The 20803-nt window shown below is 49.6% G+C and carries 27 protein-coding genes; 9 read left to right on the top strand and 18 right to left on the bottom strand.

What is annotated here, in order from left to right:
• Genes K3729_17630 through fliF form a run of 3 tightly spaced genes read right to left on the bottom strand, consistent with a single transcriptional unit; the run spans position 1 to position 2470 of the window.
• Complete coding sequence (locus K3729_17630) at positions 1-297, bottom strand: FliM/FliN family flagellar motor C-terminal domain-containing protein (GenBank protein UWQ99192.1); 297 nt, start codon at positions 295-297, stop codon at positions 1-3.
• A 1-nt stretch (position 298) separates the two neighbouring features.
• A complete protein-coding gene (locus K3729_17635; GenBank protein UWQ99193.1) occupies positions 299-862 on the bottom strand; it encodes a hypothetical protein in 564 nt (187 codons plus the stop codon).
• The gene (gene fliF / locus K3729_17640; protein ID UWQ99194.1) at positions 863-2470 is read right to left on the bottom strand and encodes a flagellar M-ring protein FliF; all 1608 of its coding nucleotides are present in this window, start codon (positions 2468-2470) and stop codon (positions 863-865) included.
• Positions 2471-2596: 126 nt separating this feature from the next.
• Here fliF and K3729_17645 point away from each other — a divergent pair, with 126 nt between their 5' ends.
• From K3729_17645 to K3729_17680, 8 genes are read left to right on the top strand one after another with little or no spacing between them, the layout of a single operon-like run.
• Positions 2597-3091 (top strand): flagellar basal body-associated FliL family protein, encoded by a 495-nt coding sequence (locus K3729_17645; GenBank protein UWQ99195.1) that lies wholly within the window; start codon positions 2597-2599, stop codon positions 3089-3091.
• An 11-nt stretch (positions 3092-3102) separates the two neighbouring features.
• On the top strand, positions 3103-3459 hold the full coding sequence (locus tag K3729_17650) for a hypothetical protein (GenBank protein ID UWQ99196.1): 357 nt from the start codon (positions 3103-3105) through the stop codon (positions 3457-3459).
• Entirely contained in the window at positions 3456-4052 is a 597-nt protein-coding gene (locus tag K3729_17655) for a hypothetical protein (protein UWQ99197.1), read from the top strand. The genes K3729_17650 and K3729_17655 overlap by 4 nt, the downstream gene beginning before the upstream one ends.
• Positions 4053-4083: 31 nt before the next feature.
• Entirely contained in the window at positions 4084-4953 is an 870-nt protein-coding gene (gene motA, locus K3729_17660; protein UWQ99198.1) for a flagellar motor stator protein MotA, read from the top strand.
• Positions 4953-6788 carry a hypothetical protein gene (locus K3729_17665; protein UWQ99199.1) on the top strand — a complete coding sequence of 612 codons (1836 nt, stop codon included), beginning with the start codon at positions 4953-4955 and terminating at the stop codon, positions 6786-6788. The genes motA and K3729_17665 overlap by 1 nt, the downstream gene beginning before the upstream one ends.
• Before the next feature lie 33 nt (positions 6789-6821).
• Entirely contained in the window at positions 6822-8903 is a 2082-nt protein-coding gene (locus tag K3729_17670; GenBank protein UWR01120.1) for a flagellar biosynthesis protein FlhA, read from the top strand.
• The gene (locus K3729_17675; GenBank protein UWQ99200.1) at positions 8900-9676 is read left to right on the top strand and encodes a flagellar biosynthetic protein FliR; all 777 of its coding nucleotides are present in this window, start codon (positions 8900-8902) and stop codon (positions 9674-9676) included. The genes K3729_17670 and K3729_17675 overlap by 4 nt, the downstream gene beginning before the upstream one ends.
• The gene (locus tag K3729_17680) at positions 9677-10735 is read left to right on the top strand and encodes a flagellar type III secretion system protein FlhB (protein UWQ99201.1); all 1059 of its coding nucleotides are present in this window, start codon (positions 9677-9679) and stop codon (positions 10733-10735) included. It begins immediately after the preceding gene.
• 374 nt (positions 10736-11109) lie between these two features.
• Here K3729_17680 and K3729_17685 read toward each other — a convergent pair whose 3' ends face one another.
• From K3729_17685 to K3729_17725, 9 genes are read right to left on the bottom strand one after another with little or no spacing between them, the layout of a single operon-like run.
• Positions 11110-11622 carry a flagellar basal body-associated protein FliL gene (locus K3729_17685; GenBank protein UWQ99202.1) on the bottom strand — a complete coding sequence of 171 codons (513 nt, stop codon included), beginning with the start codon at positions 11620-11622 and terminating at the stop codon, positions 11110-11112.
• A 9-nt stretch (positions 11623-11631) separates the two neighbouring features.
• A complete protein-coding gene (locus K3729_17690; protein ID UWQ99203.1) occupies positions 11632-12375 on the bottom strand; it encodes a flagellar basal body L-ring protein FlgH in 744 nt (247 codons plus the stop codon).
• Positions 12362-12778, bottom strand: coding sequence for a flagellar basal body P-ring formation chaperone FlgA (gene flgA, locus K3729_17695; protein ID UWQ99204.1), 417 nt, complete (start codon positions 12776-12778; stop codon positions 12362-12364). The genes K3729_17690 and flgA overlap by 14 nt, the downstream gene beginning before the upstream one ends.
• The gene (gene flgG, locus K3729_17700; GenBank protein UWQ99205.1) at positions 12775-13560 is read right to left on the bottom strand and encodes a flagellar basal-body rod protein FlgG; all 786 of its coding nucleotides are present in this window, start codon (positions 13558-13560) and stop codon (positions 12775-12777) included. Before flgG ends, flgA begins: the two co-directional genes overlap by 4 nt.
• Before the next feature lie 12 nt (positions 13561-13572).
• Positions 13573-14289, bottom strand: a complete 717-nt coding sequence (locus tag K3729_17705; GenBank protein UWQ99206.1) for a flagellar hook-basal body complex protein — start codon at positions 14287-14289, stop codon at positions 13573-13575.
• 2 nt (positions 14290-14291) lie between these two features.
• On the bottom strand, positions 14292-14561 hold the full coding sequence (locus tag K3729_17710; GenBank protein UWQ99207.1) for a flagellar biosynthetic protein FliQ: 270 nt from the start codon (positions 14559-14561) through the stop codon (positions 14292-14294).
• Entirely contained in the window at positions 14561-14845 is a 285-nt protein-coding gene (fliE, locus tag K3729_17715) for a flagellar hook-basal body complex protein FliE (protein UWQ99208.1), read from the bottom strand. The genes K3729_17710 and fliE overlap by 1 nt, the downstream gene beginning before the upstream one ends.
• Positions 14846-14857: 12 nt before the next feature.
• Positions 14858-15250, bottom strand: a complete 393-nt coding sequence (gene flgC / locus K3729_17720; GenBank protein ID UWQ99209.1) for a flagellar basal body rod protein FlgC — start codon at positions 15248-15250, stop codon at positions 14858-14860.
• A gap of 3 nt (positions 15251-15253) precedes the next feature.
• A complete protein-coding gene (locus tag K3729_17725; protein ID UWQ99210.1) occupies positions 15254-15637 on the bottom strand; it encodes a FlgB family protein in 384 nt (127 codons plus the stop codon).
• Positions 15638-15719: 82 nt separating this feature from the next.
• On the opposite strand from K3729_17725, the gene K3729_17730 reads away from it, so the two are divergent.
• Positions 15720-17042 (top strand): FliI/YscN family ATPase, encoded by a 1323-nt coding sequence (locus K3729_17730; protein ID UWQ99211.1) that lies wholly within the window; start codon positions 15720-15722, stop codon positions 17040-17042.
• Positions 17043-17051: 9 nt separating this feature from the next.
• Here K3729_17730 and K3729_17735 read toward each other — a convergent pair whose 3' ends face one another.
• The 6 genes from K3729_17735 to K3729_17760 form a co-directional block, all read right to left on the bottom strand.
• Complete coding sequence (locus K3729_17735; protein UWQ99212.1) at positions 17052-17843, bottom strand: DUF1217 domain-containing protein; 792 nt, start codon at positions 17841-17843, stop codon at positions 17052-17054.
• On the bottom strand, positions 17840-18244 hold the full coding sequence (gene flbT / locus K3729_17740; protein UWQ99213.1) for a flagellar biosynthesis repressor FlbT: 405 nt from the start codon (positions 18242-18244) through the stop codon (positions 17840-17842). Before flbT ends, K3729_17735 begins: the two co-directional genes overlap by 4 nt.
• Positions 18245-18619: a flagellar biosynthesis regulator FlaF gene (flaF, locus tag K3729_17745; GenBank protein ID UWQ99214.1), complete on the bottom strand. Its 375-nt coding sequence runs from the start codon at positions 18617-18619 to the stop codon at positions 18245-18247.
• Between the two features lie 99 nt (positions 18620-18718).
• Complete coding sequence (locus K3729_17750) at positions 18719-19978, bottom strand: flagellin (GenBank protein ID UWQ99215.1); 1260 nt, start codon at positions 19976-19978, stop codon at positions 18719-18721.
• Between the two features lie 197 nt (positions 19979-20175).
• Positions 20176-20517 carry a hypothetical protein gene (locus K3729_17755; protein ID UWQ99216.1) on the bottom strand — a complete coding sequence of 114 codons (342 nt, stop codon included), beginning with the start codon at positions 20515-20517 and terminating at the stop codon, positions 20176-20178.
• Positions 20498-20800 (bottom strand): rod-binding protein, encoded by a 303-nt coding sequence (locus K3729_17760; protein ID UWQ99217.1) that lies wholly within the window; start codon positions 20798-20800, stop codon positions 20498-20500. Before K3729_17760 ends, K3729_17755 begins: the two co-directional genes overlap by 20 nt.
• Positions 20801-20803 lie beyond the last annotated feature (3 nt).

Raw genomic sequence — 20803 nt, forward strand, 5'->3', positions numbered from 1 at the left:
TTATTCCAACTCGTCGTTGTGAACGGCGACCTCCGTCAGCCGCACCGCAAGCTGCCCCGGTTCCCCCCCCTCCAGTTCTTGCAGTTCTCCGCGGGCAACCAGCCGATCGCCGATATAAAGCTCTACGGGATCATCAATTTTGCGATCCAACGGTAAAACCGCATTTTCCGTTAGGTTCATCAGATCAGAGATCAGCGGCGTTGCCTTGCCGACGGAAACCGATATCTCGATTGGGATGCGTTGCAGAGGATGTACCGACGCATGTCCAGTGGTCTGTTTTTCGACAACATCTTCCATCTTATGAAGCTTCCTTCGCTGGGGTAATCAAGATTTTCGAATGATGTTTGATGGCCTCGTGTAAGGCATCAAAATCAATGGACGTTTCGTGCCCGCCACCCATGAAAAACGCCGCATGTTCTGTTAAGGCCGGATCAGCCTCAATCACGATTTCGGACAAATCGAGGTCACTAATGACCGCCTGAAACACGTCAATTTGATTCGGTGGCAAGCGAAGGACAATGGGATGCGTGCTGTCTCGTTCAATCGCGCCAAGCAACAATTGGCGCAATTTCAAATGCAAAGCTGGCGCAAGCAACTCAGGCAAAACTTGCTCCAAGATGGCCGTAACGTAACTTGCAGTTCCATTCGAGAAATGGGATTGGGCTTCTTCGTACCCAAACATGCCATCAACCAGCGACTCCGCGACTTTTGCGCGTAACTGCGATTGTTCGCTCTGATGCGCCAGAATTGCTGCCTCTTGCCCATCCCGGAATCCGTCATCGTATGTCGCAATATTTTCAGGATGATCAGTCTGGCTCAGATGCTGCCCATCAAAGCTTTCAAGACTTAAGGATGACACCATTTATGCGGGCTCCTTCCGCTCAGGATCGTCCATCCAATTTTCAAGAATTTGCAGCGTTTCAGTCTCCCGATCCGTGATCATGTCCTGCAATCTTGTGACTGGGTCATCTGCGGCGCTTCCACCCATGTCACCAAAACCTAAACCGTCGTCGCTTGGCCCTTCGATCGACATCATGTCCGGAAAGGCGGACATCATTTGTGGGGCATCGTCTTCAACGAAACTGGTGCTTTCCGCCCCTTCATCAGGCGGTGGCAAGGCTGCCATTCCGGGCTTCGGTGACAAAATAGGTTTCACGACAAACAATCCGAGGATCAGCGCAACTGCGGCCAAAACCCCGATTTGAATGAGTTGCATCATGTCTAAAGATGACGTCGAAATACTGTCGGCGAATACTTCTGTCCCTAATTCAGGGATTGGCTCAAATGGCATTGATCGCAAAGTGATTTGGTCACCTCTTGCCTCGTCGAAGCCGACGGCAGACGTTACCAATTCTTGTAGATCAGCCAATTCTTCGTCCGACCGTGGTTCAACTGTTGTGGTTCCATCAGGGTTCTTGATCACCGCATCATTGATCAATACCGCCACAGTTAGGCGCTTAACCGCACCCGGCAGTCGCTTAATTTCCCTTTGCGTTTCAGAGACCTCAAAATTTGTGAGCGCGCGTGTTTCGCTATTCTCATTATTGGCTGTTCCGCCGCCGGCTGCGTCACCGTCTGGAAGATTGGACGCAACAGTCACCTCCCCGCCGCGGGAATCTTCCGATTTTTCAGCGCTTTCCTGAACCTCTGTACTAATCGCTACGCGGCTGTCAGGATCCACCGTGCGTTCGGATATCGTCTCAGAATCAGTGACTGTTTCCATTGTGAGTTCGACAACCGCATTCCCTGCCCCCACCCGCGCCAACAATAGCCTTTCAGCTCGCGCACGAAGAATATCAGCTTGCTCATTATCCGCAGCGGCGCCGGGCAAATCATCGGCACCTGACAGAAGCCCCGCAGTAGCGTCAATAATTGCGACATTTTCGGGAACCAAGCCGCTGACAGCAGAGGCAACGAGGTACTGAAGCGCCTTGACTTGACTGGCGGAAATTATCCCTGTGGATGACTGCACAGTCACTGCAGCGCTTGGTGGTTCCGATCGTTGAAATGATCGCGTCGACGCAGAGGAAATATGAACTCTCGCGCTACGGAAGCGCGGGTTCGCAACAATTGTACGCGCAAGTTCCCCTTCTTTTGCCCGCCAGTATGTCGCATCGAACATTTGGGACGTTGTCGAAAACCCGCTGAGATTGTCTAACAATTCGTACCCGTTGACTCCACTGACCGGTAAACCCTGCCCCGCCAGAACAAGTCTAAGCGAATCGCGCGCGGTCGTTTCGACATAGATCGCCCCACCGCGCACTTCGTATATGACACCTTGTTGGTCAAGCGCAGTTAGCACGTCACCTGCCGCGCTTGGTTCTAGCCCCCCGAACAACAGTGACATGTCTCGCGCGCCAGGGGATTGCACAAGAAACAAGACAACCAAGAAAACACCAATACTCGAGCCAATCGCCGCGACCCGCTGCCCGATGCTCAACCGATTCCAAACGTCGAGTAAATTTTGCAAATCAGTTCTCCGATCAAACAGAGGCCTTCTGCCTCCAACAATCGATTGATTGCATGCAAACAATTAATAACGAGTTAGGGCTTCTTTGGTTAAATCGCGTCAAGAGACATTTAATGGAGTCGCAACATGACCGACGCTGCCGAACTAGAGGTGCCACCACCGCCCAAAAAAACGAAACTTCCGCTAATCCTAGGGTTTGTACTGTTGCTCGCGGGCGCGGGAGGGGGCTTCACCCTCGTAAAGATCGGCATCATCGGCGGGAAAACAAATGAGGTAGCCGGAGATTCTACAGAAACTTCGGATATTCCGCCCGAAAGCGAAGATGTGGCCTTCGTCCCATTAGACCCCATGGTAATTACACTATCTAGCGGGTCGGACAGGCAATTACTCCGTTTTACAGCCCAGCTAGATGTCAACCCAGCCGCGGTAGAAGAAGTCGAGAAAATTAAGCCGCGAATTATCGACATCTTAAACGGTTATTTAAGAGCTTTAGAAGTAGAAGATCTCGAAGCACCAGCGGCGCTAATTAAAATTCGCTCGCAGATGTTGCACCGCGTCAGAATCGTTGCCGGCGAAAACCGCGTCAATGACTTACTGGTAATGGAATTTGTACTTAATTAGGGGGCGCCAGAATGGCCTTCATATCAGATATACTATTGTCTGCAGGCGCATTTGGCGTTGCCATTTATTGCATGATATTGTCACGAAGGTTGCGCCGGTTCACAAGCCTCGAAAGCGACATCGGAAAGGCAATAAAAACGATGTCGGTCCAAATTAGCGAACTGAACCTATCGTTACGCCGGGCGCAAGAGAATGGAAATCAATCAGTTCGGCAATTAAATGCAGGCAGTCAGAGGGCGGAAGAAGCCGCAAAGCACTTAGAACTACTTGTTGCATCGCTTCACAGCCTGCCCTCAACAGAAAAGCAACAGCAAGCATCAAATCCATTCTTTGCGCGGCGCGAACCGCAACCTGCGAGCGGCGAATGAGCATTCTCAATCGAAAAAAACGCTATAGCAGCTCGCTTGGCGCACTCGCAACAATACTAATAGTATCCGGAATCATTCGCTCCTCGGAACAGCAGTTTTTTGCATTTGCTCAAGACGCAGATATTTCCAATTTAACTGCATCATCTAGCACAACCGAGATCATCGGTATCCCATTTAGTAGCGAAGCGATTGAAGCAATTCTCGCTGCCTTCGAAGTTCGCGAAGCGGATTTATTGGAACGCGAAGCAGAATTAAGAATACTAAAGGATGATCTAAGCCAATCGGAGCTACGTATTTCCGAAAAAATATCAGAACTCACAATCATTGAGCAAAAACTCGCTAGCACCTTAGCACTAGCAGATACAGCTGCCGAAAATGATTTGGCGCGATTAGCGACAGTTTACGAAAACATGAAGCCAAAAGATACTGCCGCCTTGTTTTCAGAAATGGCACCCGGCTTTGCTGCTGGTTTCCTCGGGCTAATGCAAGCCGAAGCCGCAGCGGCTGTAATGACGGAACTAGAACCGGAAAATGCGCACACCATTAGCGTCATGCTTGCAGGTCGAAATGCTAATGCGTTCAATTTTGAATGACTGCCCATAATTGCAATAATGTGAGAATCTTATGATAGGACTAGTTGGCATTGTCATCATTTTTGTAATGGTGTTCGGCGGTTACCTCCTCGCTGGCGGTAAAATGGGCATTATCCTCAAATCCCTGCCATTCGAGATGATAATGATTGTGGGGGCAGCAGTTGGTGCGTTTGTCATCAGTAACGATACAGCTGGCATTAAGCATACAGCGAAAGATGTCGGGAAAGTTTTCAAAGGTCCAACTTGGAAAACAAGCGACTACCGCGATCTTCTTTGTCTTCTATTTGAGTTGCTTCGCATCGCAAGGACAAACCCAGTTGAACTTGAAGCGCATATTGAGGATCCGACCAGTTCTGAAATATTTGAACGGTATCCAAAGATCGCAGCAGACAAAGAAGCTATTGGCTTGATCTGCGACACCCTTCGGTCAGGGTCAATGAACTATGACGATCCTCATCAGGTCGAAGAGGTCTTGGAAAAACGCATCGATGCGACCCACCATCACAATATGCATTCGACACATGCCTTACAGAGCATCGCTGACGGGCTGCCTGCCCTAGGAATTGTCGCTGCTGTTTTGGGAATCATCAAAACAATGGGCTCAATTGATCAACCTCCAGAAGTCCTCGGGAAATTGATCGGTGGGGCACTTGTCGGTACATTTCTAGGTGTTTTTTTAGCCTATGGCTTAGTAGGCCCATTTGCTCTTCGCGTTGGTGCCGTCATCGAGGAAGATGCGCACTTCTATCGGTTAATCCGTGAAGTACTGGTCGCAAACCTTCACCGTCATGCACCAAACATTTGCATTGAGGTCGGACGCCAGAATACTCCATCGCATTTCCGTCCGTCGTTTACCGATCTCGAAGAAGCATTGAAATCTCTCAAAAAAGAAGCGTCCTAATGACTAGGTGGGCAACGGTCGCTCTACTTCTGACTGCAAGCAGTGCTTACTCAGAGGTTGTTCCGATCATATCGGGAGATCAGTCAGATTTTCCACGTTTTGTCGCAACCATACCACGTGGGACAGATTGGAAAATTCAGCAAGAACAGGGAAAATCAATAATTGAGCTTCCAGAGGGATTTCGCTTTGAACAGAAGAATCCGGACGCAATAGGCGCTGGGGAGATCTACGCGAAGCTTATTGAGCGTGAGCGCCGGAATCAAATTGAGGTTAGTTTCGAGTGTGATTGTCGTATAGATGTATACGTGTACCAAGATGTTTTCTTGGTAATTGATATTATCAATGTGTTCCCTGAGATGATTGTTGAAAAAGCTACGTCAAATGGAGACATTCCAAATGGTGCATGGTGGAGGGATCTTCTGGTTGAGGCTACCCCAAATTACGAAGTTAACCAAGTCGAAGCGCCCCTCATTCAGGAACCTGATAGCGTTTATATACCTGAGTTTCTTGCTCGCGAACTATCAACTGCGGCAACGTCGGGTCGTATCGAATTGCACCAGAAAAGTGATGGTGACAGAGAACCTACCAATGCCACTGCAAACGGCATCCAAACCTCAATTTTGTCACTGAACATCGGCATCGACACAACGAGTAGTGACGCGCAGGGTTTAAATCCGATCACCCCCGATACAGCCTGCCATGCCTTTAGGTCAGCAGAACTTTTTGGTTCAACAGTAGAAGAAATAGACTTCGAGACCCTGATCGCGACACGGAAACTGGTCTTTTCTGAGACGGGAAATTCAAATGATGAAAGAATGGTTTCCCTTGCGCTTCAATACCTGGAACTCGGTCTAGAAATTGAGGCGTCTCAAATCCTAGATCAAGTTAGTACCAAGACTGAAGAAGTGGAATTACTCAAGCAGATCGCAAAACTTCTACAAGACCACATTGATACGTCCGATTTTTGGCAACGAATGCAACGATGCGAAAATTCGAATTACTTATGGTATGCATTGAGCATGAAGGGCGTGTCAGAAAATGACATAAAGAGCGATCTAGTTCTCCTACATTTTAAAGCGCTACCTAGATGGCTCAGGCAGCATGTCACTGCCCGCCTTCATGATATGCTCATCAGGAATAACGAATACTCTTCTGCCGCTGAAATCCTCTCTTTTTCCGATGTTGCCACTGAAGCCGGCGTTGAGAAAACTGAGATTGCACCCCAGAGCATCCCAACCTCCGAAATCAAGATCGCAAATAGAGATCAACCAGAGGTGATGTTAGATATTCTTGCGCTTAACGATCATCACAATGCAACGGGTATTTCAGAGGCCATTCGTTTCGAACACCAAGGTACACCACTATGGTTTGAGTTATTAGAAGCAGAAATTGTTTCGCTACTAAATTCTAACAACTACTCCGGTGCCATCCGTAAGCTGGAAGAATTTCAACACGCGCCGTCTCAGGACAGGTCTGTAGACGGCATTGCCAACAGGGTATTTGCCGAAATTTCCCAAAATGCGAACGATACTGATTTCCTAGCGGCCTTCTTCCTTCGCGATGACTGGCCGCTAACCGAAGACACTTTAGAATTGCTATCGGACCGTATGGTTGAATTTCAGATACTCGACCAACGTGAAGCAAGCGATCAACCCGCCACAGGAAAGAGGGAGCAAGCTGATGAACCGATCGAACTCAACCTTGATGCAGCACTAGATCCACCTTCGCCGGAAAGCTTTTCAACACTAAACAGTACGGAAATTCGCGAACTCCTCGATGATACACAAGCTCTTCGATCATCAATTCTGAGCCAACTCTCCTCAATTGACCGCTAGTCGCATTTCCTTATTCGTAGCAATAGGTTCATGATGTCCAAAAACTCATCAAACTCCACAATAGCACTTGCCTTTGTCTTGATGGGCGTCATTTGCATCATGGTTCTTCCAGTGCCGTCATGGGCATTAGACGTGGGATTGGCCGCTTCTTTCGCGCTCGCAATTCTTATGTTTACCGTAACGCTTTTCATACAGCGGCCGTTAGATTTTTCAGCGTTCCCAACCATCTTGCTTGGTTCGCTCATTCTCAGGCTGTCTCTCAATATCGCTTCGACAAAATTGATCATCGGCAATGGCCATACAGGAACTTCCGCGGCCGGAAATGTCATCGAAGGATTTGCGATGTTCGTAATGGGCGGAAACATCGCGTTGGGTCTGGTAGTATTTTGCGTTTTGTTGATGGTCAATTTCTTGGTTATCAACAAGGGTGCCACGCGGATGGCTGAGGTCGGCGCACGATTTGCACTGGATGCCATGCCCGGGAAACAGATGGCTATCGACAGCGATCTTGCATCCGGCGCAATTACTCATGAGCAAGCCAAAGAACGGCGCGAGACCGAACAGGCCGAAACAACGTTTTTCGGATCCCTCGATGGCGCGTCAAAATTTGTAAAAGGCGATGCAATTGCGGGTCTTTTGATCACCGCTTTGAACCTTTTTGTCGGCCTCGCGATTGGCGTCTTTGGTCATCAAATGTCTCTCGCTGACGGGTTTGCAACTTACTCAATCCTAACCGTTGGTGATGGTCTTGTTTCACAGATACCCGCCGTGCTTATCTCGATCGCTTCCGCACTGCTTCTCGCCCGCGGTGGCGCGACTGGCGCGACCGATACGACGGTACTTGAGCAACTTGGAAAACATCCTGCCGCGCTGATCTCGGTCGCTGTGCTACTTGGCTTTTTCGCACTTATTCCCGGCCTGCCTTTCGTCCCATTTCTCGGTGGTGCCATCGTCCTCGGTTTGGCAGGGGCGTCACGCTTAAAAAGCAAACGTGAAGAGAATGAGCAAATATCCAATGACCAGACAGCACCTGTGCCAGAAGCTCCCAAGCAATCCATTTCAAACCTTTTAGAAACCGATGAAATTCACATCGATTTCGCAAATGACCTCACGCCAATGGCATTGGATCACATAACTGGCCTGGACATGAGAATAGCAAACATACGAAAACATGTCGCTCGTGAATATGGGATTCTGTTACCGGAAGTTCACCTGACCGATAATCCTATGTTACCGGAAGGTGAATACGTTATCAACTTGCTGGGTGTGCCGCACGGTCGATATCAATTGAGGCCCGATCTTCAAATGGTATTAACATCCAATTCCGATGGATTGCCAATCGTTGGTGAAGAGGTGACTGAACCTGTCTTTAACGCACCCGCGATATGGGTGGAACCAGCAAGCGCAGAAGAGGCGACTCTAAATGGCTTAACCGTTGTTCGACCCGCAGAAATATTGGCGACCCACCTGTTAGAAATTCTTAAAAAGAATTTCTCCAAAATATTGAGCATGTCCGCCCTCCAAGAACGGCTACACGAGATGACGGTCATCGCGGACGAACGTAGAGCTGCAGCAAATAAGAAGTTTTTAGACACTATGATCCCTGAAAAAGTTTCATTGGAGTTACTCCACGGAACCACACGTTCGCTATTGGACGAAAACATATCCATTAAGAACCTTCAGTTAATCATCGAAGCCATTGCGGAGGGCCAACAATTTAGCAAAAATTGGGATAGCATTTACGAACACGTCAGAAGCCGCCTAGGCTTCCAAATACTGGACAAGATAAAGGACGAAAATGATCACCTCAACGTTGTCCAATTAGCCCAAGAGTGGGAAAAGATTTTCGCAACGTACCAAATTAATGCGGATGCGAACCAAAGAGGTGAAATCGCTCTTCCACCTCCTCTGCTACAAGAACTGTTGGACAAAACATCAGAAAAAATTGGGGCCGCGAGTGACTCGAAGAGTCAGACCGCAATTGTAACGACAAGCAAGCGGCGAAAATTTATCAGCAGTATTCTCTCGGCCAAAGGCATTTCAAATCCGGTGCTTTCTTATGATGAGATCGATCAAAACGTATCGTTAAATCTGGTTGGAGTAATCCATCCGTGATCGATCTATCGTTCATCTTCGAACTTATGGACGAAGCTGGCGCGATGAACTTGCTAGCCATTTTCGCTCGAATTTCGGCGATCGTCTTCCTGTTACCTGGTGTTTCCGCATCCTATGTACCCACCCAGTACAAGCTCGGTTTTGCGATGATGCTAAGTATAACTATCGCGCCACTTGCCCTCACTGACTTTGCCGCGATCACGCCTAGCAACGCCGGGGCCGCAGAAATTCTTCTGAGTGAAGCGGTTAAGGGGCTCCTGATTGGCTTAACGATCAGGATGAGTATATTTTCGCTCCAAATTGCCGGCACGATTATCGCTCAATCCAGCTCAATCGCTCAAATTTTTGGCGGATCCGTATCGAACGAGGCACAATCAACCGTTAGCAATATTCTGACCATTTCCGGCATCGCTGTATTAATGCTATCTGGATTTCTCGATAAGCTAGCAGCTTTTTTCCTGCAATCGTACATGTGGCATCCGGCAAATGTACGCCCGGATGCCGGCAATGCGCTCAACATCTTGGTCCAAGCAGTTTCCGAATGTTATGCGTTGGCGTTCCAGCTTGCGTTGCCGTTCATGGCACTATCACTTTTTTATAACATGACTTTAGGCGCAATAAACCGCGCCATGCCTCAGTTATTAGTTAGCTTCGTTGGTGCGCCTGGCATCATCGCTGCTTCCATCGGTCTATTGGTCATTTCCGCGCGTCCAATGCTGGAAACATGGCTTGAAAGCGCATACGCGATCGCTGCGATTTTGGGCTTTCAGTGAATGGAGGACTCACACGAAAAGTCGCACCAACCAACGCAGAAAAAGCTGGACGACGCGCGGAAGAAAGGTGAAATCCCTAGATCGCAAGAGGTTGGTGTCGCTCTAACTTATCTGTCGATGATCTTGGTGCTCTTCATTTTTGGCGCAACTATCATGAAGGAAACAACAGCCACGCTCAGTACGTTTTTTTCCCCAGCCTTGCTAGAACAACTAAATGCATCGCAATCGTCCAATCACAGCGTGATTAAAGAGAAGCTTCTGAGCGTTCTATCAAGAAATGCGCCATTCATACTGGGACCACTGATCGTCATTGTTCTTATGATAGCCGTTCAACGGTCAGCCATCTTCGTGGCGTCAAACATCGCGCCGAAGCTTGATCGTATTTCACCTGTTGCTGGCTTTAAGAAAAAGTTTGGTGCCAACGGAATTTTTGAATTCCTAAAAAGCTTCGTTAAACTAGTTCTGTTTTCAGCGGCACTTACCGCATTAATTTTACCTTTGATAGATCACATTTCAAACCTGTCGCGACTAGACGGCCGGACAGGCATAAACTTCATCTTCAACAAAGCGCTTATGTTGCTAATTGCGACAGGTATGATTGCGTCCGCAATCGCTGCAATTGATTACGTTTGGCAGGTTTCTCAATTTACGAAGAAGAACATGATGAGCTTTCAGGAGCTCAAAGACGAACATCGCGATGCAGAAGGGGATCCTCACTTCAAAAGTTTGCGTCGACAACGGGCTTTGGACATTGCAACCAACAGAATGATACATGATGTTCCTAACGCTGATGTGGTAATCGTCAACCCGACACATTACGCTGTTGCCCTTGAATGGAATCCAACGAAATCAAACGCACCAATTGTGGTAGCGAAGGGTATCGATGAAATCGCGTTAAAGATCAAACAAGTTGCAGAGTCCGCAGGCGTTCCAGTTCACATCGATATTCCGACAGCTCGACACCTTTCAACCATCGCGCAAATCGGCGACGAGGTGCCCGTTGACTTCTATCAGGCCGTCGCTGCCGCCATTCGTTTCGCGCAATCCGTTAAATATTAATAGATTATGATTATGAGCAAGAACTTAAGAAAAATTCTGGAAATCTCTAGGCTTCAGTATCTTAGCGACCAAAACAAGTTAAGTTTGACCATTCAACGGTGCCAGGACCTACAGGACATGAACAGTCGGCTAGATGATAGCCGTCACCTTGGCGTGCAATCTTCGACAAGCTCGACGATCCAGAACCAAAGCTTCCACTGGGGGCGTTGGATTGATCGCACGCAGGCAACAATTAACATGGAACGTTTCACCCTTACAGGACAAGAGGAAATCGCCCGAAACCGACTGAGTAAGTCCTACGGTAGGTACCTTGCAATCAAGTCCATTGCGAAAGATAATTAATACAAGGCTTATGTTGTTTAAGAGCTTTTAGGTTAAGGCACCTGACGAACAACGTCCAAAATCAGAACATCTGATACCCGACTTCCTGAGATGGATTGGGCGACAAGTAACAATTCCCGACGCAAAGTTTGCATAGTGGAAAATGCAGTGAAATTTCCATCGAAACCGCCATTGTTAGCATGGTTAAAAAGCGTTTGCAGAAAAGCCGCGCGCAACTTTGGTTCACCAAGCATGACCTCCTGCATAGTCCCTTCCGCCACCTCTAGGCCAATCGCCAAAACAACAATGGCGCTGACTTTACCATCGATCAGCAACGGCACAATGAATTGGTTGGTTAGGTCAATATATTCGACGCCCGATACTTCTAAACTCACAGCAGCTGGACTTTCTACCGCCGGCTCTTCGACACTATCCGTGCTTTCGTCTGTTGATGCTATTGCGGGTTCAGGTTCAGGTTCGGGGTCCGGCAATAGAAAGATTCCGGCCCCAACTCCGCCGCCTACGCCCAAAATCAAGCAAACGAGTGGTATCAATAACAGTTTCATGAGTACCTCTTAAAACGGTAGAATAGCTTCTAGTGCCTGCTGGCCATAGCGCGGTTGTTGCATGTCGGTAATCTGTCCTCTTCCTCCGTAGGAAATGCGCGCTGAGGCAATCTTGTCATATGTGATTTCATTTTGACGGGTAATGTCGGCTGGACGCACGAACCCGGTCACTAGAAGCTCTCGTAATTCAAAATTTACACGCACTTCTTGATTGCCAACGATGCTCAATACACCATTCGGCAAAACATCCACGACCGCAGCAGCGACTCTCAGCTCTAACTTTTCATTTCGGCTTACGCTTCCGTTGCCGTTTGACGAACTCTGCGAATTCACCGACACGGCACTCGCCAACGAGGCTCCTTCAGGAGCCGCATTATCGATGCGCTGCGGAAGGCCAAAAAGTTGTGGAATCCCCAAATCTTGCGAGGCAGATCTCGCGCGGTCAGATGCATTTGAAATTTCGGCACTTTCGTCGATCTCAATGACCACCGTCAAAATGTCACCGGCTTCGACAGCCCGTCGATCACCCAGCAGCGAACCTCTTTCCCTAGACCAGAGCGATGCCGACGTTACATTTCGCATGCCAGCCGGAGGAAGTCGGTTCGGGCTTGGAAACGCTGCAAACGCCGAACGTTCTTGCGTTGCGTTTGGGTTGGTAAGTGGTGGGGCGCTTGCGATTGGTGTGGATGAACATGCCGCGAAGAGAAAAAATGTGGCAAGGGCGTGCAAAATTGGAATTTTATTGCAAAACATGAGCAACCCCCTCTGCATCGACTTTTGCGGTTACTAGAGAGCGCGACGCGAGGTTCATGACACGTACAATATCTCCGGGGCCCGCCCGCCCCATCGCACGGCCGTCGGTCCTAATGACCAACCCACTACGACGAAAAACAAGCTGAACCAGTTGGTTGCGCTCAACAACCGCCGGGACGCCTATATCTGAAGTCAATATCGGGCGCCCCGCGAATAGCGCTTTGCGCGCCTCCATTCCGATGACCAGATTGGGGTCTTGGATGCCGCTAGGCGCGGAAACATCTCGCAATTGTATATCATCGGCCGAAATAACCGCATTTGCAGGGATTACACGAGTAGCAACCAAGACATCTGCATTGGCGATAGAAGCACTAAAGGTGAGCCAAACCAACACTCTAATCATCGGATTTGCACCGTTGCACCAAGCATCTGGTCGGCTGCAGAGATGACCTTAGAGTTGAGCTCGTACCCCCGCTGGGCCTCGATCAAGTCGGTCACTTCTTTGACTGGGTCAACCGAGCTTTCTTCAACGTAGCCTTGCCGGAAAGTGCCAAGACCATCGACACCAGGCGCGGAGATGGTCGGGGGGCCAGACGCTGGGCTCTCCACAAAATTGTTAGACCCGATCGCCTCAAGTCCCTTGGGATTTGTGAAACCTGCAAGATTCAACTGGCCTAATTGTTCCGGTTCGACACGATCATTGAAGAATGCGTAAACTTCACCATCGGCATTGATCGAAATCGACTGGGCCTCTTGCGGAATCGTAATATTGGGGACAACCGGATAACCATCCGTTGTCACAATCAGCCCATCACCTGTGCGTTTCAGACCGCCGTCACGCGTATATGCGGCTGTCCCATTCGGGAGCGTGACCTCAAGATATCCACGCCCTTCGATCGCAACATCTAGATCCCCGCCGGTTTGTGCGACGGTACCTTGCGCCAAGATCATCGAGACGGCTGTTGGTCGCACCCCCAGACCCATTTGAATACCTGTCGGCAGAACAGTTCCATCTGTCGCGTTTATCGTCCCGGGTCGGGCAACCTGTTGATAATGAAGGTCCGCAAACTCTGCACGCCGTGCGTTGTAGCCAGTCGTATTCATGTTCGCGAGGTTGTTTGAAATCACTTCAACCCGAGTTTGTTGAGCCGCCATACCAGCAGCCGCAATCTGTAGTGCTCGCATCTTAATACTCCTTTAGCGACCTAACGCCTGCATGACGGCGCGGATACGCTCGTCTTCTTTGTCCAAGAAACTTTGGCCCAACTCGTAGGAACGTTGCACTTCAATCATCCGCGCAATTTCTTGCGTGGGATTTACATTTGACCCTTCAAGAAAACCCTGAACAACTCGCGCCTCTTGTGCCGGATCAAACCCGTCAGGGGCTTCGAAACGCGTACCGCCTTCGCGGATCAATCCGAGTGGATTCGTAGGGACGACAACACCAATCTGCCCAACCAACTGACCACCCGCGCTGATTACGCCATCCGCCCCGATGCCGACCGGGCCGGCACCGGTTGGAACAAACACTGGCGCACCGCCGGCATCCAGCACCGGAAAGCCATCAGCATCCACCAAGTCGCCGTTCGCATTTGGCGTAAAGTGACCCGCACGCGTCAGACGTTCCCCGGCCGGCGTCTGGACGAGAAAAAAACCTTCGCCTTCGATAGCCAAATCAAATGTCGCATTGGTCTGTTTCAGTACCCCTTGCGCATCATTGGTTTCCCGAACGCGCGCGCTCGCCATCGATAGGGAATCGTGATCATTGCTGAGAACGTTGACGTATTCGGAAAAGACCACGCCTTCCGCACGAAATCCTGTCGTAGATGCGTTCGCGATATTATTGGCAACGACACGCAATTCATTCGCCAATCCGGACTGGCGGGTAAGCGCAGCATAGGTCGCATTATCCATCACTAACCTCCGATTATGACGGGCATCAAAGTCGCCTGAAAAAAGCTAACAAGTGTTTCTGACATGAACCCCATCGTCCCCCAAAAGACCGCTACGATTGCGCCAAGTTTCGGCACAAAGGTCAGCGTCATTTCTTGAATTGACGTCAGCGCTTGGAACAGGCCAATGACAAGCCCGACCGTCAACGCAACTGTCAAAATCGGAATTGACACGACAAAGGCAGTCCAAAGGCCAGCTCTCAACGTGTCATAAAACAGGGCTTCGGACATCATCAGATCGGCATCCGCAGCAGTTCTTGATATGCTTCTACAACCTTGTCCCTCACGGCCACGACAGATTGAACGGCAAGTTCCGTCTGCGCCAAGGCCTGTACCAACGAATGGGGGTCCGCACCGGTTGTCATCGCAGAGACCGCCGTCGCTTCGCTTTGTTGCAGCGTAGAGATGAAGTCCTTTGCTGTGTCGAAAACTACGCCTCCTGCCGCAGCGGGGTCAGCGCCTGTGACGGCTTTGGTCGCAGCATAATTCTGAGCGGCGACTGTGTTTCGAATATCCATTCTGACTATTCCTTATCTTCTGAGCAAATCCATGAGTGAAGTCGACATTTGTCGAACTTGATCGAACATTTTGAGGTTCGCCTCGTAGCTTCGTTGCGCTTCGCGGGCGTCTGCAATTTCAATGAGAAGATTCACATTTGATCCATCGTAAAAGCCGTTCTCATCTGCCAAATGATGGTTCGGATCAAAAACGCGATTGAGGTTACTCTGGTCGAGCCGGACGTTGCCAATTTCGACCGTTCCTTGATCAGGCCCGCGTAACGTTTCTTCGAACGATACTGTTTTTCGGCGATATCCGGGCGTATCGGTATTCGCGATGTTTTCGGAAACATGGCGTAAACGGCTCGCCTGCGCTTTCATGCCACTTGATGCGACGGACATCGCTTCTGAAAAGTCATACGCCATTACTTAGCGCCCCAACGTTGCACGGATGACTGTCAGGCCGTGGCGATAAATCGCGAGCGCGCGTGAATGCTCTCGTGTGACTTCAACAGAGTGGAGCATTTCATCTTCGATCGAAACAGAGTTTCCGTTGGGTGAAGGTTCCGCAGCGGACTCTGTCACTCTTGCGATTACCGTCGCTTTGATGTCGCCGTGCAAATGATTGGATCGCGTCATCTTCATCGCGCCGACGCCGCTGTTTTTGACAGCTTCCGAAAATGACGGGACCTGCAATGCGCGAAATCCCGGCGTGTCTGCGTTAGCAATGTTTTGTGCGACGACGGCCTGACGGCTTCCGGCATGTCGCGCTATTGCGCCGGATGTCTGAAATAATTCCAGATTTTGATACATCGGGGTTCTCCCTCGTGTGACTTCAACGAAGCTTTAACGGTGATTCCTTAAAAAGAAGTTGTCTCAAATCCAAAGGATCACGATGAACAATACATTTCTCGACAACGTCGCTCACGCCATTCAGACGCTGACGCCAACGCATCCCATTGGAAGAATTGCAGAAATTAGCGGATCAGCGGTTCAAGTTTCCGGACTTTCGCAACTTGCGGGGCTTGGCGATCCGATTTCGATATTGTCGGGGGAACGGCGCGTAAATGGCGAAATCATCCGCATGACCAATGGCAAAGTTCACGTTCTCGTCGACGATGACTTAGAAGGCGTCAAATTGGGCGACCGTGTGCAACTCAATCAACCCGTCCGTTTCGCGCCTGACGACAGCTGGATCGGAAGGGTCATCGATCCAGACGGTCACCCTCTGGATGGGCTGCCGCTCGTACGGGGCACGCAAATTGCATCTTTACGTCGTGCTCCACCACCGGCACATGCCCGACGGCAAATGGGCAAACGATTAGAAACGTCGCTCGCGGTTTTTAACACCTTCTTGCCTTTAGTCAGAGGACAAAGGATCGGCCTTTTTGCAGGTTCCGGTGTCGGTAAATCGACGTTGATCGCGGATCTCGCCAGAAGTATTTCTGCTGATCTGATTGTCATCGCGCTCATAGGCGAACGCGGGCGAGAACTTGTACACTTTCTCGAGAATGTTCTTGGGCCCGAGGGGATGAAACGCGCAATCGTCGTCGCTGCGACCTCTGATAGGGCACCTCAGTTACGGTACCGTTGCGCACTTGCTGCAATGGCGGTTGCTGAACACTTTAGAGAAAAGGGAATGCATGTTGTGCTGTTTGCCGATTCAGTGACCCGGTTTTGCGAAGCACATCGAGAAATTGCCGTTGCAGCTGGTGAACCAACTTCATTAAGAGGCTTTCCAACATCAATGGTCCCTATAGTCGCCAATCTGTGCGAAAGAGCGGGGCCCGGAACAGAAACGTCCGGAGATATTACAGCTATTTTCTCTGTATTGGTCGCCGGATCCGACATGGAAGAACCTATTGCCGATATCTTACGAGGGATTTTAGATGGTCACGTTGTGATGGACCGAGAAATAGCAGAAAAAGGACGTTTCCCAGCGATTGACGTACTGCGGTCCGTCTCTAGATCCCTGCCCGCGGCTGCGGAACGGCATGAAAATGCCCTGATCGCAAGGGCGCGAGAACACATGAGTAATTACAAGAACGCCGAACTAATGATTCAAGCAGGCCTCTATGTGAAGGGATCAGACAAAAAAGTTGATGAGGCGATTGAGTACCATGAAGGCCTCGAAACTTATCTGGCTGTTCGGGACAACCGAGGGGGTTCTCAACATTTCGAAGCATTGAAGCGCACGATGCCCAACATCACACCTTAGACGCCCCGTCTATTGGTTACCCAACAGTGTCAGCGCAATACTTCCGCTTGATATTCCGGCGCCAGCACTGACGGACGATCGGATTAAGAACAAGCGTATCATTTTTTCTTGAAGCTCGTCCGAGTTGAACTCATTTACATCATCTGTTCCAAATATGGTTTCAGCGCGGTCTTTAAATGTCTCAAGTTGTTGATCAATATCTACGCTCGCTATTTCGCTTGGCAAACCTAAAGCAGTTTGAACGACCTCACGTAGGGGCGCATTGCCTAGCAGCGAAAACCACTGCGCGTCGGTCGAACTAGCCGAAGATGTTACATCATCGATCGCCTTATCCACATTAAGAACCAGTCGGAGCTGGTTATCCTGTTCTCCAACAGCGGCCTCAAAAGATTGCCGCTGATACCTGTCAATAATGCTGTCGGAAACAACAGAAGTCGCCGTCAGCGGAATCGAAAAGTCGCCAAAACCAAACGCCCTCGAAAATTCGGCATATCGGCTGTCCGACAACTTGTTTGCTAGCGCACCATCGTCAATTGTACCCTCTTCCAATATTTTTTGAATAAAGTACTTATTGTCCAGATCATCTGATAGACCGAATGCGCCCAAAGCAACTGAAAGCATTTCGCGGTCATTAACTAACTGTTCCGCTGTTCGCACATCCGATATGTTTTCTCTAAAATAGTCAGTAGCTCTTTTAACAGGGAAACTTTCGTCAAAAGATTCCTGCTGTTCCTCCAAAGTACGTTCTAAGAACAACCATCCTGCGTAACTGCCCGCCGGAACAATAGGTTGAAAAGTCATTGCGAATGCACCGCAAGCAACCGTGCTTCCCTCGGAAGCAGCGCGCGCAACGCCTTCAATCCCCGATAAAAATCATTTTGGGTGATTGCATCTGTGGCCGCTGATAGTTGCTCCCGGCTATCAGGGTCTCTCAGAGCCTGGCTAAGCTGCTCTATGCCGTTCAGAATTTGTATTTTCGCCTCATCGACCGAGGCGTCTCCTGACAAAATGAGCTGTGCGACATAACATACTCTTCGAACAGGCGTGTTAACTTCATCCGGCCGCAGCGCGTCGCGAAGGCGCAATATATTTGCATTCGGGGTTAGAATTGACAGTCGACTGCGTCTATCACCATTTTCGATGACCGCGCCGTTCACCAAAACACGTTCTTTGGGGTTAAGTTTTAATACCAACCCGGACATCTAATTACTCTGCCCAATGTTCAACCCGCGCATAATCGAGGTATTTATCTCGACAAGAGCCTCAGCAGTTGCGTCACCTCGCAGTACCTTTGCAGTATGTAAATCTGTGAACTCCGCTAGATAGAAGATTTGCGCTCTTAACGTAGGTGATAAATCATTCTTCGCGCCCGCAACATCAGTGGCTAACAAATTCCACAGCTGCCTATTTTTACTGAGTGCGTCAACAAATGCGGGGAAATCACTTTCACGGCGAACTGCGGCTAAGCGAAGCTTAGCGGTAATTTTCCCGATGACCTGCGCTTCGATACTGCGCTCAGATTTCAAAGGATTGTTGGTGGGGGCATAAGCCTGCCGAGCAAGTTCAACTGCGTTCACGGTAGGTCCTTCCGATACGAAACGAAGCGGCAAACGGCGCTACCGCTTCCGACTATTGAAAGGGGGGGGCGACAGATCGCCCCTCCCCATACCATTCAGTTATCTGAATAGTGACAGGATTGACTGAGGAGCCTGGTTCGCAATTGACAACGATTGAACCGCAAGCTGTTGCTGAACCTGCAGCGCCTGCAAGCGAGCTGACGTCTCTTCCATATTTGCATCGACGAGAGCGCCGATCCCCGACTTTAAGCTGTCAGAAAGCGATGAAACAAATTCACTTTGGATTTCAATACGGCCTTCGGTCGAACCAAACTGAGCAGCCGCATCAATAGAAGTTTGAACGAGGCTTTCGAAAGCAGCAAGTGACGCCTTGGCGCCATCCAACGTTGAAACATCGACCTTATCTAGCAATTCAAGCCCGCCGCCAGCTGTACCAGCCGACGTTACAGCACCAACGGCCGTTACTGCGGTCGTGCTGTTATTCGTCAGCGTCAGTGTCGCACCAGAACGAGAGAATTCAATATCCAGGCCGTCAGACTTAGCTTGGAAAGAGGCACGCGCTTCCAGTGCCTTGGCGATGTCCGTCAAGGTATCACCATCGCGCGCTACGTACTCAACATCCTCGCTCGTCCCCAATGAGGCCGCTGTCAGTTGGTAGCTATCACCCGCAAGTACGGCGTTACCACCGCGGGATGCCGCGGTATCGCCGGCAATTGTGATTGTTGCCGTGCCACCGCTTACGGCTGCAGCACCGGAAACGACCATTGCGGTCGCCGCGATATCAGTTCCTGTCCCAAGTGTTAGGGCTTGCGTCCCCAAGTCCGCTTTTTGCGCAGTGATCGTTGAAGATGCAACGCTACCATCTGCTGACCGATCCAGTGAGGACAAGACATTCACTTCCGAACTGCCAACTTTGGCCAAGGACGTCGCCAAATCGGTGCCACCGTCCTTGTTGCCTAGCAAGTTTAGACCATTGAATTGGGCAGCGCCTGTGATCGAAGTAATCTGATCGCGAAGCGAAGCAAGATCCGCCTGAAGTTTATCACCGTCGAAATTTTCTTCGTTAGCGGAAATCACCTTACCTTTAATATCGTTCAGCAAGTCTGTGATTTTCTCCGCACCATTGCGGGCAACCGCAACAGTAGATTGCCCCAGCGACAGACTTTCGGATATCGCTTTGAAACCTTTGACGTCGGATTCCATTACTTTGGAAATCGCCCAAACGGCCGAGTTGTCTTTCGCACTCGCTACGGATTTACCTGTGGAAATTGCAGATTGAGTATCAGCTAGATTGCTATTGACTGACTTCAATGTTTGAAGTGCGACCATCGCGCTATTGTTAGTCAAAATACTGGACATATTTTTTGGGCCCTTTGTTTGCGCCTTTTGCGCATGATTTAGGATTTCGACCCTATCGGATCGGCTAACTACGCCGTTCTGACGATTTACAATTCGCATTTCGCGGATTGTCCGTTCTGGATTGCACCCCTTATGCCAACACTATCTTGAACAAGTGATTAACGATCAAAAATACATTCAGCCGAATTTGAATAAAATCAGAATTTTTTGGAATTTCGCATTTGCGGTTCGCGTACAACCTGAAGCGATCCAGACTTATTATAGATATTCACCTCATCCGAACTCACATAACTTTGCTTCAGATGGCTACGAGCGGACTGAACACCCTTGATCATTGCAGCAAGGATGGCTTGGTTTCGGCGCAGCTCACTCCCTACCTTTTCAGAATTCTCGCTATTTAGAACTGAAATATCCAATTGGGAGATTTGCAATTCCTTCTGCTTCGCAAAATCCGCCAGCCCGTCGAGATCAACTGTAAGCGCCGCCTGCCTCTCTTTTTCAAGAAGCCCAAGCAGTTCGTCAATCTGATTTGAGGTCATCAAAGCGTCCCTTCATTGCTTCAAATAGCGTCTCAGACAACCCAAAACCCCCACTTTTCGCCAGCTCAAGCGCCTGCGCATCTCGTAGAAATGAACCGAATTGCTCTTCACCTGCTCCACCGCCAAAATCACCCCGAGTATCCCCAACACCCGCGGACTTCAACATTTCGGAAATAAATGTTGCTTCAAGCTTTACGACTACGTCTCGAAGATCATTTAATTGACGATTGTCGTTTATTGGTGGGGATCCGCTCTGGGAAATTTGAGTACCATTAATCAACATTCG

This window comes from Rhodobacteraceae bacterium S2214 (assembly GCA_025141675.1).
In the GTDB taxonomy this organism is placed as follows: Bacteria; Pseudomonadota; Alphaproteobacteria; order Rhodobacterales; family Rhodobacteraceae; genus Yoonia.